The organism is Marinobacter sp. bablab_jr008 (genome assembly GCF_016464145.1).
Lineage (GTDB): Bacteria > Pseudomonadota > Gammaproteobacteria > Pseudomonadales > Oleiphilaceae > Marinobacter > Marinobacter nauticus.
Genome location: NZ_JACDWW010000032.1, coordinates 15,698 through 31,323, shown reverse-complemented (window position 1 = coordinate 31,323; position 15,626 = coordinate 15,698). Strand labels below are relative to the sequence as shown.

Genomic DNA, 15,626 nt, shown 5'->3' with positions numbered 1-15,626 from the left:
GCACGGAAACCGTGACCGGCTCCAAGTTCCTGGTTGAAACCGGCCAGACACGTGTATTGGTCGATTGCGGCCTGTTTCAGGGGTACAAGTGGCTGAGAAAGCGCAACCGGCAACCGTTGCCGCTCGATATTGCCTCGCTGGATGCCGTGCTTCTGACCCATGCCCATCTGGATCATTCAGGCTACATCCCCGTGTTGTACAAGCAGGGCTTCCGGGGGGCGGTTTATACCCATCATGCCACCCGAGAGCTATGCAGCATATTGCTGGCCGATAGCGGCCATCTTCAGGAAGAGGAGGCACATTACCTCGGCCGCCATAAGCTGAGCAGGCATGAGAATCCGGAGCCCCTGTATGATCAGGAGGATGCAGAAGCCTGCATGGAGCTGTTTCAGTCGGTGGACTTTCACCAAGTGATCCAGCTCGGTGATATACGCTTTCATCTGCGACCGGTCGGGCACATTCTCGGGGCGGCCTGTGTCATCATCGAGGCGGAAGGTAAACGCGTCGGTTTTTCCGGCGATGTGGGCCGCCTCAATGATATTTTCATGAGGCCACCTGCGCCTCTGCCAGCTCTGGACATGCTGATGCTGGAGTCAACGTATGGCAATCGTCGCCACGACGATGCGGACCCGTTGTCGCAGTTGGCAGACATCGTTAATGAAACCGTCGACAAAGGGGGCAATATACTGATTCCGGCCTTTGCCGTGGGCAGAGCGCAGGTCTTGCAGCATATGCTCACCGACCTGATGAAGGCGGGACGAATTCCAAGGTTGCCAGTTTATCTGGATAGCCCCATGGCGATTGATGTTTCTGAGATTTACTGCCGCTACGAAGATCAGCATCGGTTGAGCAGTTCAGAATGCCACGAAATGTGCAGCACCGTTCATTATAGCCGCAGCGCCCAAGACTCCAAGGCGCTGGCTGATCAGGCCTACCCGCACGTAATTATTGCAGGCAGCGGTATGGCAACGGGCGGTCGCATTCTTCATCACTTCAAACGTCTCCTCGGCCAGCACCGTACAACCGTTATCTTTGCCGGTTATCAGGCAGGGGGGACACGAGGCGCCAAAATGGTTGATGGAGCGGAAAGGATCAAGATCCACGGCGACTGGATTCCGGTCAAGGCCCGGCTGGAGGTGTTGAGTGGGCTTTCCGGACATGGAGATTTCACAGAGATTGAACAGTGGCTGGCTCAAAGTGACTTAGCCCCCGAAACGCCGATCAACCTGATCCACGGTGATCCGGAGGCGCTGGAGGCCATGAAGGATCACTTGCGTCAGAACACCCGGTTTGAGGTGGAGGTGGCAGGCTACCAATCCATTTTGCGTCTTTGACGATGCCCTGACGGCCATCTTCGAGGGCGACCTGAATGAGCCGCTTAAGATCCGGCAACGACCTTGGACGCGGCGGCTGCCGAGTGCTAGAGTGGGCGATCTCATTGGCTGGAGTGAGAGGCAGTGGCCCTGATCCCGGCTCCAACCTGAACAGTAATGTCATAAGGAGTGTTTGGTGAAATCCCAATCCTGGCTCTGGTCTCTGATAGCGGTGTTGGTGCTCGCCGGCGGTTCTTATGGGGTTTTTGTTCTGTTTGGGGAAGAGCCCTTGCCGCAGGGAATCGTCTATGGCAATGGCCATATCGAGGGGCGGGAAGTGCGGATCGCGGCCGAAGTGGCCGGTCGGGTCATCGAGCACCATCTCGCGGAAGGCAGCAAGGTTTCGGCTGGCGACACGGTAGCCGTGATCGACCCCGCCGATGCCAGAGACCGCCTGCGCTCGGCACAGGCCGAGCTGGCCTCGGCGCGGGAAGTCCGTGACGGCTTCGACAGCCAAATCACCACCTGGCGTCATCATCTCAAGAATGCCGAGAAACAACGGCAGCGGATCCGGGACTTGCGGTCCCGCAATCTGGCCAGCTCGAGTGATCTGGATCAGGCGGAAAATGCCGTCAGTGAGGCCCGGGGCCGACTTGAGTCTCTCCAGCGGCAGAAGGATGCCGCCGAAGAACAGGTGGCTGCAAGGGCGGCGCAGGTGGCACTGGCTGAATCGCAACTGGACAAAGCGGAGGTTGCCGCGCCGCTCTCCGGAACCATCCTGATCCGGGCGGTGGAGACGGGAGAGGTTGTCGATACCGGCCAGCCGCTGGCCACGATGGTGAATCTGCAGCAGCTCGAACTCAAGGTCTATGTCCCCGGTGATATCCTCAACCGGATCAGCTTGGGGGATCCCGCCAGAATCCGCGTGGACGGTTTGCCCGGGGACTTTTCCGCCAAAGTCGGCAGGATTGACGATTTCGCCCAGTTCACCCCCCGCGATGTCCACATGCCCGACGAGAGAGTTCGGATGGTCTATGGCGTTACCCTGGTGCTGGATAATCCGGCCGATGCTCTGAAACCGGGTATGCCGGCAGATGCCTGGATTCGCTGGGATCCGGGCGCCGAGTGGCCAGCGACCCTCTCGGTTCCGGCGCGCTGAGCCGTCATGTCTTCCCCGGAACCCATCGTCGCCAAAGGCCTTGGCCGCCAATTCGGAGACAATGTTGTCATCGAGCCACTGGATGTTTCCGTTGATCGCGGCCAACGAGTGGGCATTGTCGGTGCTGATGGCGCTGGCAAGACGACGCTGTTACAGATGTTGGCTGGCATCCTGGACCCCACTGTGGGGGAATGCCGGGTCCTGGGCTTCGATACCCGTCGTGAGGCCAAGCAGGTTGCTGCCAAGATTGGCTATATGTCCCAGGGATTTACGCTTTACGATCGACTCAGCGTCAAGGAAAACCTGAGCTTTGCCGCTCGCATCCGGGATGTGCCCGACGAACTCTATCGGGAGCGTTCAGAAAGGTTGCTATCCATGTCGGGGCTTGGCCGCTTTACTGACAGGCCCGCCGCCAAACTGTCCGGTGGCATGCAGAAAAAGTTGTCGCTATGTACCAATCTGGTCCATGAACCGGAGCTGCTGATCCTTGACGAACCGGGGCTCGGCGTCGACCCCCTGTCCCGGCGCCATCTCTGGACCATGCTCGACCGCTTCCGGTCGCAGGGCCTGACCATGGTTGTGGCTACCTCCTACATGGACGAGGCGGAGCGCTGCGACAGGATACTGCTGCTGGAACAGGGCCGCGTTCTTGCGGATGGGTCGCTGGAAGAGCTGCTGAGGCCCGCCGCCGGAAGGGTGTTCACTGTAAATGCTGGAGATACCGGACGAGGCTTGCGGGAGTTGTCCGGCATCCTGGCTCAAATTGACAGCGTCCATTCAGTGCAGTGGTTGCCGGATCACCTGCGACTGGTGATGAACGCGGACATCGCTGAAAACCAGCTCGCCGAGTTATTGCCCGAGGGAACCCACCTGGCGGCGGCCGAGCCCCGGCTCGAGGATCTGTTTGTGCTGCGGACGGACAGGAGGGCCGGCGAGCAGCAGTTTCCGGAATTGGCCCGGCAAGACAGGGGAAAAGAGGAAGGGCTGGTGGCCACCGGCCTGAGCGTCCGCTTCGGACATTTCAAGGCCGTTGACCGGGTGAGTTTCGAGGCGCCATCTGGCGAACTGCTTGCGTTGCTGGGGCCCAACGGGGCGGGCAAGACAACCCTGATCAGGGCCTTGTGCGGGCTGGTGGCCATCGATGAGGGCAACGCCCGGGTGGCCGGGGTGAGCTCCGGCGGGGGTAGCACCGCATTGCGCCGGCAAATTGGTTATATGTCACAACGGTTTTCACTCTATCTGGAACTGACCCCCTGGGAGAATCTCCGCTTCTTTGCCAATGCCTACGGCCTGGCCGGAGGCGCGGCGCGGGCTGCGATCGACTGGGCCAGGGAAGTAACGGGGCTGACAGATATTCCCGACAAGCTCACCGGTGATCTTTCAAGTGCCTTGCGCCAGCGTCTGGCGCTGGCCTGCAGCCTGCTTCACCGGCCCCGGGTCTTGTTCCTTGATGAGCCCACCTCGGGTGTCGATCCCGTCGCCCGGTACCGTTTCTGGCGGGTTATCCGTGAGCTGGCCGCCAGCGGTATGACCGTGCTGGTCACTACCCACTACCTGGAGGAAGCGGCCTATTGTGATCGTTTGGCGTTAATGCTGGACGGGCGGCTGCTTGCACACGGTAGCCGATCATCGCTGAATCATTCGCTCGGCCTCGAAGCCGACGCCACGGTGGAGATGCTCTTCACGGCGGCCATAGAACAGGCGGGAACGGCCAATTCCCGGGCGTTGGGACCATGAAGGCTCATCGGCTTGGAGCCCTCATCGTCAAGGAAAGTCGCGAGCTGATTCGCGACCCGGTTACCATTGCGTTGGCCGTGATCATGCCGCTGATCATGCTTTTTCTGTTCGGCTATGCGGTCAATCTGGATGTGGAACAGGTTGCCGTGGGCATTTACGATCTGGACAACACGCCGGCAAGCCGCGACCTGTCAGCCCGTTTCGACAGCTCGCGGTATTTTCAATTAGAGCAGAAAACGACCGATCTCCGCGATCTGGAGTCGGCACTGCAAAGCTCGACCATCAGCATGGGCGTGGTGATTCCAGCCGGCTTGGCCCGGCAACTGCTCAGAGGCGACGAGGCGCCTGTCCAGGTGATCGTGGACGGCGGCTATCCTGTTCTGGGTCGATTGGCATCGGCCTATGCCGAGGCGGTAATCGCAAATTTCCCCGCCCCGCGTCAGAGCGCCGTCCGGGTCCAGGCCAGGGTCTGGTTCAATCCCTCCCTGCGCAGCGTCAATTTCGTCATCCCCGGGTTATTTGCCGTGATCCTGATGGCGTTCCCACCCCTGCTGACCGCCCTGGCGATCGTGCGTGAGAAAGAGACCGGTACGATTGAGCAGATCTATGCATCGCCGATCACCTCAACCGAGTTTGTTGTCGGCAAGCTGGTGCCCTACGGTCTGGTGGCTTTCCTGGAGATTCTTATGGTCATGGTGGTGGGGTTTGCCTGGTTTCAGGTCCCCATTGCCGGCAGCCCGATACTGCTGCTGACGTCCGCTTTCGTTTATGTGCTGACCACGGTGGGTATCGGCCTGTTGGTCTCATCCCTGGTCCGTACCCAGTTGGCGGCCATGTTGATAACGCTGATTGTCACCTTGATGCCGTCGTTTTTGTTTTCCGGTTTTCTGTTCCCTCTGTTCACCATGCCTCTTGCCCTGCAACTGTATAGCTGGCTTTTCCCTGCCGGTTATTTTATGGAAATCTCCCGGGGCATCGTACTGAAATCAGCCGGCCTTGAAGCCGTTCTGCCAAATCTGATGATGTTGATCGTCTATACGGTCCTGGTATTTGTCTTCGCGGCCTGGCGAATGAAGCAGAAGGTGGCCTGATGGGAATTGCCTTATTTGGTTTGTTGCGCAAGGAGCTCGTGCAGTTCTTTCGTGACCGGTTGATACTGACCCTGATACTTTGGCTTTACACCATTGAAGTCGTCATCTGTGCCGTTGCGCTCAGTTTTGATGTAAGCCACCTGCCCCTGGCGGTGGTGGACGAGGATCGCAGCGCCTTGAGTCGCTCGTTGATCCAGAAATTTGCGGTGAGCGAAACCTTCGACCTGAAATTTCAGGAAACCCGTGTGGCAACCGCCACTGACCTCCTGGAGAAAGGTGATGCCACCATGGTGTTGGTCGTTCCCGCCGGGTTCGAAGGTGCTCTTCTCGCTGGCAAGAGTGCTCAGCTCCAGTTGCTCCAGGACGGCACCAATTCCAACATTGCCGCCAATGCCGTCAATGATGCTCTGCAGATCGTCCAGCGCCAGGAGCGCGAAGCGCTCCCTGCTGCCGGGAAGAAGGGGGTCGCGGTACCCCTGATCCGTATCTGGTATAACCCCGATCTGACAACATCGGGTTTTATCGTGTTATCGATGATTGCTCTGGCCGGTATGATGGTGGGCGTTATTCACCCGGCCGCCTCTATTGTCCGGGAAAAGGAGCGAGGCACTATCGAGCAGCTGCTGGTGACGCCCATTTCCACCCTGGAACTGTTCCTGGCCAAGGTCACACCCACGCTGATCATGGGCGTACTGTCCATCTTTCCGAGTTTGGTGATTGTTAGAGTCTTTGATGTGCCCCTTCAGGGCAGTCTGCTTTTATTTCTGGTGCTGACCGCCATCTTTTTGCTCAGTGCGATTGCGCTGGGCGTACTGATTGCCGCCTACAGCCGGACCCTTCAGCAGGCGTTGCTGCTCTCCTTTTTCGGACTTTTCCCGCTGATGTTCCTGTCGGGCAGTTTGACACCGGTAGAAACCATGCCGCCTTTCCTGCAAAGCCTCTCCCTGCTGAGTCCACTGCGTTATTACATGGATATCATCGTCGGTATTTTCCTCAAAGGCGCCGGCCTGGCGGTTCTCTGGGATGAGGCTCTCGCCTTGCTGGTAATCGGTGTCACGCTGTTTATTTTCTCCCTTTGGGTCTTTCGACGCCGGGTACAATGAGATCGGTTGGGTGAGTGCCTGACGTTTGTCGCTACACGGCCAAGAGGATACGGCGCATAGGCATCAGGATTACCGTGATTATTCATTTTCATCAGTAACCTGAATCAATGGGATGGACTCCTCCTCACCTCACCGGCATCTACGTGCCAAAATGGTGAGTGATTTGGCGAGAGTCAGTGGGGCGATTTCATCCATGAACTCAACCATCATCCCTGTGTTGATTTTGCCGAGCGCAAACCGAACAACCAGCTGCATGTCGTCTACGATGGAACCCATTGGTCTCTTGACGAGTTAATGGAACTGATCAAAACCCACGGAGGCGGGTTGCAGGCCGGGTGGTGGACCCAGCGGAAACTGGCGTGGTGTCGGTTTACAGACGACAATGTTCGGGCCAACGCAAAACATGATCCGTTTTGCTGTTCCAAAATCCCACCTATGAAGCGTAAATAGAAACGACAATAACCGGAGGTTGAATGAGCAGGGAGCAAGACAGAACCACTCGCTATCAGGAAGGCAGTCTCACCCTGCCAGGAACCGTCATGCTGGGTACCGGCGTCATGATAGGCGCTGGTATTTTTGCGTTGACCGGACAGATGGCACAGATGACGGGCGTTCTGTTCCCCCTGGCGTTTCTGGCGGCCGCCGTGATCGTCAGCTTCAGTGCTTATTCCTACATCAAAATTTCCGATGCGTACCCGTCTGCGGGCGGTATCGGCATGTACTTACACAAGGCCTACGGAAACCGGCTGCCGACCGCATTTAACGCCTTGCTGATGTACTTTTCCATGGTGATCGCCCAGAGTTTTCTGGCCCGCACGTTCGGCTCCTACACCATGCAGCTCTTCGGTGGCGACGAAAGCGGGCGAATGGTGCCCATTCTCGGGGTGTCACTGATCCTGGCAGCGTTTCTCATAAATCTGCTGGGTAACCGGATGATTCAGGGTGTGGCTTCCTTTATCGGCGTCCTGAAAATCGGCGGCATACTGATTTTCGGGTTGGTGGGGGTATGGGTCGCCGACTCCATATCGGTTGACTTCTCGAATCCCGGAGAGGCCGGAACTGTGGGCAACTTCCTTGGAGCAACCGCGCTCGGAATTCTAGCTTTCAAGGGCTTCACCACCATTACCAACAGCGGCTCCGAAGTAATAGACCCCAAGCGGAACGTAGGACGGGCGATCATTATTTCCATTGCAGCCTGCGTGGTGATCTATACGTTGGTTGGTTTTGCTGTTGCCAGCAACTTGTCCCTGGCCGAGATTATCGAGACACAGGACTACTCCCTTGCCGCCGCCGCCCGCCCGGCACTGGGGGAGTACGCCGTGTGGTTCACCGTTGCCATTGCCATGATGGCTACTGCCGGAGGCATTCTGGCCAGCATTTTTGCGGTCTCACGCATGCTGGCCATGCTGACGGAGATGAAGCTGGTCCCCCACCGGCATTTCGGCATGCCTGGCAGCATCCAGAAGCACACCCTGGTCTACACCGTGGTCCTGGGGCTGATCCTTACGGCCTTCTTCGACCTCTCCCGAATTGCAGCACTGGGGATCGTGTTCTACCTGATCATGGATATTGCCATCCATTGGGGTGTACTTCGCTATCTACGCGAAGACGTGAAGGCCAGCGCCTGGGTGCCAGTCATGGCCATTTTGCTGGATTTGCTCGTTCTTGGGGGCTTTGTGTGGGTCAAGCTGAATACGGACCCGTTTGTCATCGGTGTTGCGGTGGCCACCATGATCGTTATTGCAGTGGCAGAGCAGATTTTTTTGAAAAAGTCCGAGAATTCCCGGCAATCGGGAGATGAGGAATCTCATGCTCATGATCACCATTAACCGGCATTCGACGTGGAGGGCAGTGCTATGATGGAAGGTAATATGTTTGGCAACACCATGTGGGCAGGGCACTGGCTGTGGATGCTGGTGATTGCCATTGTAGTTGTGATTCCGGCCTGGCGTATTTGCCAGCGTACCGGGTATCCGGGCTGGATGGGCATCCTGATACTGATTCCCATCGTCAATCTCGTATTACTTTATTTCATTGCGTTCAGTGACTGGCCAAGCAACAGAAACAATGACGGGAGATCTTGATGAACAGTACGAAAACACAGGCACCGCAAAGGCAAAGGGACCTTGAGCTGATTGTGCCGGGAATGGGGTCAGACCACTGCGCCGGCATTATCAACAAAACGATTGGCCGCTTGGACGGAATCGACCAGATAGAGACTAACATTGCCAAACATAAGGTGAGTGTTCGCTCCCTTGCGTCGGGGCCTGACGGGGAAGCCTTAAAACACGCTGTGGAGGGTGCCGGTTACGATGTGGCCTCCGTGAGGGAAGTGGGTGGCAGGACTTTCAGGGTCACGGTACCCGGAATGGGGTCCGACCATTGTGCGGGTATTATCAAGAGTACCCTTGCGCGACACGACGGCGTGCAGACGACGTCAACCAACATAGCCAATCACACAGTGAGCGTGGTGGTCGGCTCGGATGGGCCGACAGAAAATGAGCTGAAAGAGCTGATAGAGGGCGCCGGATATGATGTTGCTGCTGTCGCTCTTGAGGGAGATGCCAGTCAGGAGGAGGACTCGGCCGTTGAAGAGGCCTATCTGAAGCTTGCATTACGCAGGTTCTGGATCGCTGCGGTACCGACAACACTGATCATGGTGTTGATGATGTTTCATATGTTCTGGCAGCCCATTCCGGGGTATCTGGCTATTATTGCAGTGCTCGGCTTCCCGGTAGTGTTTCTTTATGGCGGTGCCGCTACCCACAAGGCTTCCTGGCGTTCACTGAAGAATGGCACCTTCAACATGGATGTGCTCATTTCCATGGGCAGCCTTCCCCCCTACCTGATTGGTCTGGTGGGCTTTGTCTATCCGATGACCTCTTTCATCGAAATGGCCGTTACCATCATGACCTTCCATATGCTTGGTCGGTACCTGGAAGCAAAAGCCAAGGGCAAGGCCTCGGAGGCCATCCGGAAATTGCTCACCCTCGGCGCTAAGACCGCGCGCGTGGAACGGGAAGGGGAAGAGGTCGAAATTCCCGTGAAGGATTTGGCTCCAGGCGACATCATGATTGTCCGGCCCGGTGACAAGGTGCCCACTGATGGTGAAGTGGTGGATGGTGAGAGTCATCTGGATGAATCCATTGCCACTGGCGAGTCTGTCCCGGTATACAAAAGCACGGGAGACACGGTTATTGGTGCCACCATCAACAAGGAAGGTCGCCTGAGAGTCAAGGCTACCCGTGTTGGTGGTGATACCTTCCTGGCCCAGGTGGTGAAACTGATCGACGAGGCTCAGGGCTCCAGGGTGCCAATCCAGGAGTTTGCTGACCGCATGACCGGTCGCTTCGTGCCGCTGGTTCTTGTTATTGCCCTGGGCAGTCTTGTGGTCTGGCTGTTTGCAGTCGATACACTCCGACCAATCCTTGAATGGGGCGCCGCTTTCCTGCCGTGGGTGGACCCGACGGCGGCCACGCCGGTGCTGGCTATCCTGGCGGCTATTGCTGTGCTGGTAATTGCCTGCCCCTGTGCATTGGGGTTGGCAACGCCGACTGCGCTGATGGTGGGTTCGGGCGTCGGCGCCGAGCGGGGCATCCTGATTCGCTCTGGAGAGGCCATTCAGACCTTCAAGGACGTCAAGGTAATGGTCCTCGATAAAACAGGCACCATTACCAGGGGTGAGCCGAAGCTTACCGATGTAGTACCCGCCGCCGGCGTTTCGGAGACCGAGCTGCTGGAGCTTGCCACCGCGGTAGAAAATGCGTCTGAGCATCCCATCGCCCGTGCCATTGTGGACGGTGCCCGGGAACGTGGTATCAAACCCGGGAACGTTGTTGATTTCCGCTCCACCGGCGCCAGAGGTGTTTCGGGAAGGGTCGGTGAGAGCACCGTGCTGATTGGTAACCGCCTCCTGCTGGAAGAGCAGGGCGTTAATGGGCTGGATGCCTTGGACAAGAGTCTTTCCGACCTTGAGGATCAGGGCAGAACCGCCGTTATTGTTGCCCGTGATGGCGAGGCCTACGGCATTGTCGCGGTAGCCGACACGCTCAAGGACGAATCGGTGGCCGCCATTCGGGCCATGCACGAGCAAGGACTGTATGTTGTGATGATTACTGGTGACAACGAGCGTGCAGCCAACGCCGTTGCCCGTGAAGTGGGCATTGACGAGGTTCGCGCCGGGGTGTTGCCGGAAGGCAAGGTGGATGCCATTCGGGAACTGCAGGAAAAGTACGGCAATCATGTTGCCATGGTGGGTGATGGCATTAACGACGCCCCGGCACTCAAACAGGCTAACGTAGGCATTGCCATAGGCGCTGGTGCGGATGTGGCTATCGAAGCTGCTGACGTTACCCTGGTCCGTGGCGAATTATCTGGTGTTGTTGACGCCATGGTGCTGTCACGTGCGACCTTCAAAAAGATCGTTGAGAACCTCCTATGGGCCAGTGGATACAACGCTGCGGCTATTCCTATAGCTGCGGCGGGGCTGCTGCACCCGATGATTGGTGTAGTGGCGATGACTGTCAGCTCGCTCTCGGTCATTGGTAACTCAATGTTACTGCGTCGGCGTTACGAGAAGGATCACCGGTAGGCCGGATGAGCCCTAGAAAAACGGCCTGGCCGGTAGGGAGTCCGCCGGCTGGCCTTTGCAATGGCTTGGAATGTCAGTGATGGACCAGTCGATCAGTCACGGAGGGGCTTGGGGTATCGCGATTATTTTTATCGTGCTGGTATCCTGGTTTTTCTATCGTTATTTTGCACCTAGAAGTTGGCGCGAGTGGGCGGGCGCCGGGGTGGTACAGGCCTTTATCATCGCTCTGTATGCCGAGATGTACGGCTTCCCGCTCACCATTTACCTGCTAGGAGTCTGCGCGGCAGAAACGTTTTGAGCCCTCGTTTCCGCCAGACCGGATCATTGTCTGGCCGGAAGGAGTGTTCGCGATATCGGATCGGCTCCATCATCGCTTTCGATCCAGCCAGTTAACCGGTTAAAAGGGGCATCGCAGGGCCCCAGCTGTACCTACCGTGAGCCAAAGGCTGCCTCAGCGACTTATGCCAGCCTCATCAGTGAACTCATGCGCCTGAGATTGAGCGACAGACAGACAAGATCCCATTCACCCTGCACCGCCTGAAGGCCCCGCAAGCCGAACTGCCGGAAGCCCAGGACATTCTTGATCCAGCCATTCACCGCCTCAACCATGTGCTTGCGCTGAGCGTAGACTGCTCGCCCCTCCGCCGTGGTAAGCTTCTCCTCCATGCGGGCCGTCGCCGGGTACCGGCTCGCGTTTATATCTCCGGTTTTTTTGCCTTCCCGGCGCAGCGAGACGTAGCCATCTATGCCTTTTGTCTCCAATGCCTGCAAGTCTTCCTCTTTGCGATAACCCGCATCAGCCAGACATTGGCCCGGGTAACTTCCCAGAGTTTCTTTTACCTCGCCCAGCAGCGGCACCAGACAGCCGTTATCACTGGGGTTGTTACCCTGGCGGTTGCCCACGATGATCTGGAACTCGCCATCCACGGCCAGTTGGCCGTTATAGCATTGCTGGAACCCATCATTCGTTTTCATGATCCGGCTTTGGGGGTCGGTAAAGTTACTCTGAGCCTTGTCCTCCGGAACTCCATAATCTCTCTTGAAGTTCCGGCCACCCTTGGGTGAGCGGCGATCATCGTCTGGATGCCGGCCTTTGGCCTCATCTTGCGTTTTTTGATCCGCTTCCAGTTTCTCCTTCGCTGCCCGGATCTTGTCCAGCCGCCCCTGACGGTGCTGAAGCTCTTCGGGTAACTCGTCGCCCCGCTGATCCGGGCCAAACTGTTGGTCTTCCGATTCATCCACACGGCGAGCCTGGCCACAAAGCTCATCAACCTCTTTTGACAGACGGGCTTCTTCCTCCCGCATGCGGTCATAGCTCATGGCCTTGTGCTTACTGGCGTTGGCCCGGACCTTGGTGCCATCAATCGCCAGCGTACCGAGAGTAACCAATTCCGCTTCCTGGGCGATCCGGACCACCTGAATAAATACGGCCTTGAACGCAGCCAGGTGTTGCTTGCGAAAATCGCAGATAGTGCGGTGTCTGGGGAAATTGCCAGCCGCCAGGACCCGAAGGGCGACATCTTCTTCCAACTTCCGGGCGATCTTTCGTGATGAAAACACGCCGGTCGCGTACGCATAGATCAACACCTTCAACATCATCCGCGGATCGAAAGGCGAGTTGCGCCGACCGCTCCCTTCATACCGGGCGTAGAAGGCACTCAGATCCAGTTCCTCGACCACGTCACTGATGAAATAGGCCAGATGCCCTTCGGGCAGCCACTCGTTCAGGCTCGGGGGAAGAAGCAGTTCCTGATCAGGTGAATAGGGGCGGAAGGTGGTTCCCATCGGATTCTCCGGTGCTGAAGAATTGCCAAAGTGGAAAGTTTGATGCGTATCAATTCCTCATTATAGAGAGGCTCTTTTTTCATCTTTTGTTGGATTTTTTCAGCATGAATTCAGGCTCATGAGTTTTAGTAGTAGGTAATGGCTGTCTGCTGGCGTAATTGGCAAAACGAAACAACATAAGGGAAAGGGAAGATGGATATTAAAACCTTCGGAGAACTTATTAACTGGACACGGGACCTGCATGCTCATCTTGCAAGATGCCTGTCCCACTGCGCCACTAAGAATGATGTGAGACCGGGCAAATACCCGGGGTAATCCGGATATTTACGGCGAGGATTTCTAGTAGGCCACCATTAACGTCAGTAGAGTTATCAGGGAGAGATCATGAACGGCTATTCCATTGAGGATTCACATCGAATCCAGCAGCGTGCTGCCCAATACCGGCAGCGTTACCCCCAGTTTGCCAACTGGGCAAAAGGGCGCGGGGTGATCGAACATACCGATTTGACCCAGGTGCGCGTGTTCGACCTGTGCCAGGAACTCGTTTGTGCCGGGCGTTATGACTCGCTCGACGATGCCCTGATTATTTTCGAGGCTGCAGACACCCTCACCAACGCGGCCATGTGGCTGGTAGCCCACATGACTTATGCCAGCAGAGTGGACCTGTCCGGACAGCCGCTGGCGGCGGATGACTTCAAGGAAAATCCTCAGGGGCATACCGGTGGTTCGCTGAACATGGTGCCTGCCTATCTTGGCTACACGGCCGCCAACGCGTTGGCGGGGCTGACCCGTAGCTGGCTGATGGGGCAGGGGCACTGTGTGGCGGCTATCGAAAGCGTCAACATACTGCTCGGCAATCTGCATCCAGAACAGCAGGCTCGGTACACGCTCGACGAGGCGGGGCTGTCCCGGCTGGTGAGTGACTTTTACAGCTACGCCGTCACTCCGGATGGCACACCGGGGGTTCCCCTGGGCAGTCACGTCAACCCCCACACTGCCGGCGGGCTGATCGAGGGCGGATATCTGGGCTTCGCTGAACTGCAATACACCCACATGCCGCTGCCGGGGGAGCGTCTGGTCGCGTTTCTCAGTGATGGGGCATTTGAGGAGCAGCGGGGCAGCGACTGGGCAAGCCGCTGGTGGCGAGCCGAGGACTGTGGCCTGGTGACCCCGGTGATGATTGCCAACGGCCGCCGCATCGATCAACGTTCAACGATTTTTCTGCAAGGGGGGGCGGACTGGTTCCGGCAACACCTGGAACTCAATGGCTTTTACCCCATACTCATTGATGGCCGCGATCCTGCGGCCTTTATCTGGGGCATCTTCGAGGCCGAATCGAGGCTTCAGGCGTGCAGCGAACAGGTCAGCGCCGGCCACATGAGGTACCCTGTAAAGCTCCCCTATCTGATTGCCGAGACGGTCAAAGGCTATGGTTTCTATGGTGCTGGTTCAAACGCGGCGCATGGTACCCCGCTTCCGGCAATACCGAGATTTGATGAGGTCTCGCGCAGGCACTTTAACGAATCCATTGCCCGTTTGTTTGTGCCCGAGATCGAGATTCACGGCGCCCGCGACGTGCTGGCAACTCACCGGGCAGACGATCGGCCTGCGGAAAAGGATCATCCGCTGAGTTGTCGTGACGTCAAGCTGCAAACTGTACCCGAACCGGTCTGGTTGCAAACGGCGGTATCAGAGTCGCCCATGGTTGCGATTGATCGGCAGTTTGTTGCCCTTGTAAAGGCCAACCCGGCGCTTCGTATTCGCCTGGGGAACCCGGATGAATTGCGTAGTAATCAGATGAACCAGTCGCTTGACCTTCTGAAGCATCGCACCCTGACGCCCGAGCCCGGCCTTGCGGAATCCCTTCACGGCTCGGTAATCACAGCCCTGAATGAGGAGGCCGTTGTCAGCGCCGCTCTGGGTAATAAGGGAGGTATGAATCTGGTGGTGTCCTACGAAGCGTTTGCCATGAAAATGATTGGCGCTCTTCGGCAGGAAATTATTTTTGCGCGACACCAGAAAAGTCTCGGTCGGCCCGCCCGATGGTTATCCGTGCCGGTCATTGCGACGTCGCACCTCTGGGAAAACGGCAAGAACGAGCAGTCTCATCAGGACCCGGCCTTCGGCGAAGTCCTGATGGGAGAAATGAGTGACACTGCCCGCGTTGTCTATCCTCCCGACTGCAATAGTGCTGTGGCGTGCCTTAACGAGTGTTTTCGAACCCAGGGGCAGTTCTGGGCCATGACGGTTCCCAAGGCAAAACTGCCTGCCGTTTTTGACGGCCGTCAGGCTGTGCAATTGCTCCGGGATGGTGCCATCGCTCTTGGTGAAGCCGGTGATGTGCAGTTGATCGCTGTCGGCGCCTATCAACTCCGGGTTTGCCTTGAGGTTGCCGAAGCGCTGGCTCAGAGAGGGCTTTCGAGTGGTGTGGTCTGCCTTCTCGAGCCCGGTCGATTCCGGAGTCCCCGGGATCCAATCGAGTCAGGACATCAGTCTGGTACTTCTTACAGGGCCGAGCTGTTTCCCCACGATACAAAACTCAGAGTGTTCGTCTGCCATATGCGCCCAGAGGCATTGCTGGGAATCTGCCGTCCTCTCGATCTCGGACCTGACCGGACGCTGGCGTTTGGTTATGAAAACCATGGTGGCACCCTGGATACATCGGGGCTGCTGCAGGCCAACAAATGTGATGCACATTCGATAGTGCAGGCGATCCTGTCAAAAAGTGGCTCCTCAGGCGCTGATAAGGCGACATTGTAGCGATGGAGCGCGAGGATCGATTTACAACAGTCTTTACGGGGAAAAGTAAAGCGTTGGTGATCACCGTGCTGATTCTCACACTAAAAC

At 57.4% G+C, this 15,626-nt stretch carries 10 protein-coding genes and 3 pseudogenes; 12 read left to right on the top strand and 1 reads right to left on the bottom strand.

The window, feature by feature from the left end; all coding sequences use genetic code 11:
- Positions 1 to 11: 11 nt before the first annotated feature.
- From JIF53_RS01940 to JIF53_RS01895, 10 genes and pseudogenes are all read left to right on the top strand, one after another.
- On the top strand, positions 12 to 1,334 hold the full coding sequence (locus JIF53_RS01940; protein ID WP_323127138.1) for an MBL fold metallo-hydrolase: 1,323 nt from the start codon (positions 12 to 14) through the stop codon (positions 1,332 to 1,334).
- A 175-nt stretch (positions 1,335 to 1,509) separates the two neighbouring features.
- Positions 1,510 to 2,472 carry an HlyD family secretion protein gene (locus JIF53_RS01935; protein ID WP_199451730.1) on the top strand — a complete coding sequence of 321 codons (963 nt, stop codon included), beginning with the start codon at positions 1,510 to 1,512 and terminating at the stop codon, positions 2,470 to 2,472.
- A gap of 6 nt (positions 2,473 to 2,478) precedes the next feature.
- Positions 2,479 to 4,209 (top strand): ATP-binding cassette domain-containing protein, encoded by a 1,731-nt coding sequence (locus JIF53_RS01930; protein ID WP_199451729.1) that lies wholly within the window; start codon positions 2,479 to 2,481, stop codon positions 4,207 to 4,209.
- Positions 4,206 to 5,300, top strand: a complete 1,095-nt coding sequence (locus tag JIF53_RS01925; protein WP_136631409.1) for an ABC transporter permease — start codon at positions 4,206 to 4,208, stop codon at positions 5,298 to 5,300. Before JIF53_RS01930 ends, JIF53_RS01925 begins: the two co-directional genes overlap by 4 nt.
- Positions 5,300 to 6,403: an ABC transporter permease gene (locus JIF53_RS01920; protein ID WP_199451728.1), complete on the top strand. Its 1,104-nt coding sequence runs from the start codon at positions 5,300 to 5,302 to the stop codon at positions 6,401 to 6,403. The genes JIF53_RS01925 and JIF53_RS01920 overlap by 1 nt, the downstream gene beginning before the upstream one ends.
- A 165-nt stretch (positions 6,404 to 6,568) precedes the next feature.
- Positions 6,569 to 6,853 (top strand): annotated as a pseudogene (locus tag JIF53_RS19740) (hypothetical protein); the annotation flags it as partial.
- Positions 6,854 to 6,876: 23 nt separating this feature from the next.
- On the top strand, positions 6,877 to 8,232 hold the full coding sequence (locus tag JIF53_RS01910) for an APC family permease (protein ID WP_199451727.1): 1,356 nt from the start codon (positions 6,877 to 6,879) through the stop codon (positions 8,230 to 8,232).
- A gap of 27 nt (positions 8,233 to 8,259) precedes the next feature.
- Entirely contained in the window at positions 8,260 to 8,487 is a 228-nt protein-coding gene (locus JIF53_RS01905; RefSeq protein ID WP_068812734.1) for a hypothetical protein, read from the top strand.
- Positions 8,487 to 10,994: a heavy metal translocating P-type ATPase gene (locus JIF53_RS01900; RefSeq protein ID WP_199451726.1), complete on the top strand. Its 2,508-nt coding sequence runs from the start codon at positions 8,487 to 8,489 to the stop codon at positions 10,992 to 10,994. The genes JIF53_RS01905 and JIF53_RS01900 overlap by 1 nt, the downstream gene beginning before the upstream one ends.
- A 79-nt stretch (positions 10,995 to 11,073) precedes the next feature.
- Positions 11,074 to 11,265, top strand: a pseudogene (locus tag JIF53_RS01895) (isoprenylcysteine carboxyl methyltransferase); the annotation flags it as partial.
- 188 nt (positions 11,266 to 11,453) lie between these two features.
- On the opposite strand, the gene JIF53_RS01890 reads toward JIF53_RS01895, so the two are convergent.
- Entirely contained in the window at positions 11,454 to 12,779 is a 1,326-nt protein-coding gene (locus tag JIF53_RS01890; protein WP_053113971.1) for an IS1182 family transposase, read from the bottom strand.
- Between the two features lie 192 nt (positions 12,780 to 12,971).
- On the opposite strand from JIF53_RS01890, the pseudogene JIF53_RS19735 reads away from it, so the two are divergent.
- A pseudogene (locus tag JIF53_RS19735) lies at positions 12,972 to 13,067 on the top strand (ATPase); the annotation flags it as partial.
- A 96-nt stretch (positions 13,068 to 13,163) separates the two neighbouring features.
- Positions 13,164 to 15,539, top strand: a complete 2,376-nt coding sequence (locus JIF53_RS01885; protein WP_199451725.1) for a xylulose 5-phosphate 3-epimerase — start codon at positions 13,164 to 13,166, stop codon at positions 15,537 to 15,539.
- Positions 15,540 to 15,626 lie beyond the last annotated feature (87 nt).

Excerpts from the sequence above, each read along its gene's own strand:
- JIF53_RS01930 (WP_199451729.1), top strand. The coding sequence starts at position 2,479 with ATGTCTTCCCCGGAACCCATCGTCGCCAAAGGCCTTGGCCGCCAATTC.
- JIF53_RS01925 (WP_136631409.1), top strand. The coding sequence starts at position 4,206 with ATGAAGGCTCATCGGCTTGGAGCCCTCATCGTCAAGGAAAGTCGCGAG.
- JIF53_RS01920 (WP_199451728.1), top strand. The coding sequence starts at position 5,300 with ATGGGAATTGCCTTATTTGGTTTGTTGCGCAAGGAGCTCGTGCAGTTC.
- JIF53_RS01910 (WP_199451727.1), top strand. The coding sequence starts at position 6,877 with ATGAGCAGGGAGCAAGACAGAACCACTCGCTATCAGGAAGGCAGTCTC.
- JIF53_RS01905 (WP_068812734.1), top strand. The coding sequence starts at position 8,260 with ATGATGGAAGGTAATATGTTTGGCAACACCATGTGGGCAGGGCACTGG.
- JIF53_RS01900 (WP_199451726.1), top strand. The coding sequence starts at position 8,487 with ATGAACAGTACGAAAACACAGGCACCGCAAAGGCAAAGGGACCTTGAG.
- JIF53_RS01890 (WP_053113971.1), bottom strand. The coding sequence starts at position 12,779 with ATGGGAACCACCTTCCGCCCCTATTCACCTGATCAGGAACTGCTTCTT.
- JIF53_RS01885 (WP_199451725.1), top strand. The coding sequence starts at position 13,164 with ATGAACGGCTATTCCATTGAGGATTCACATCGAATCCAGCAGCGTGCT.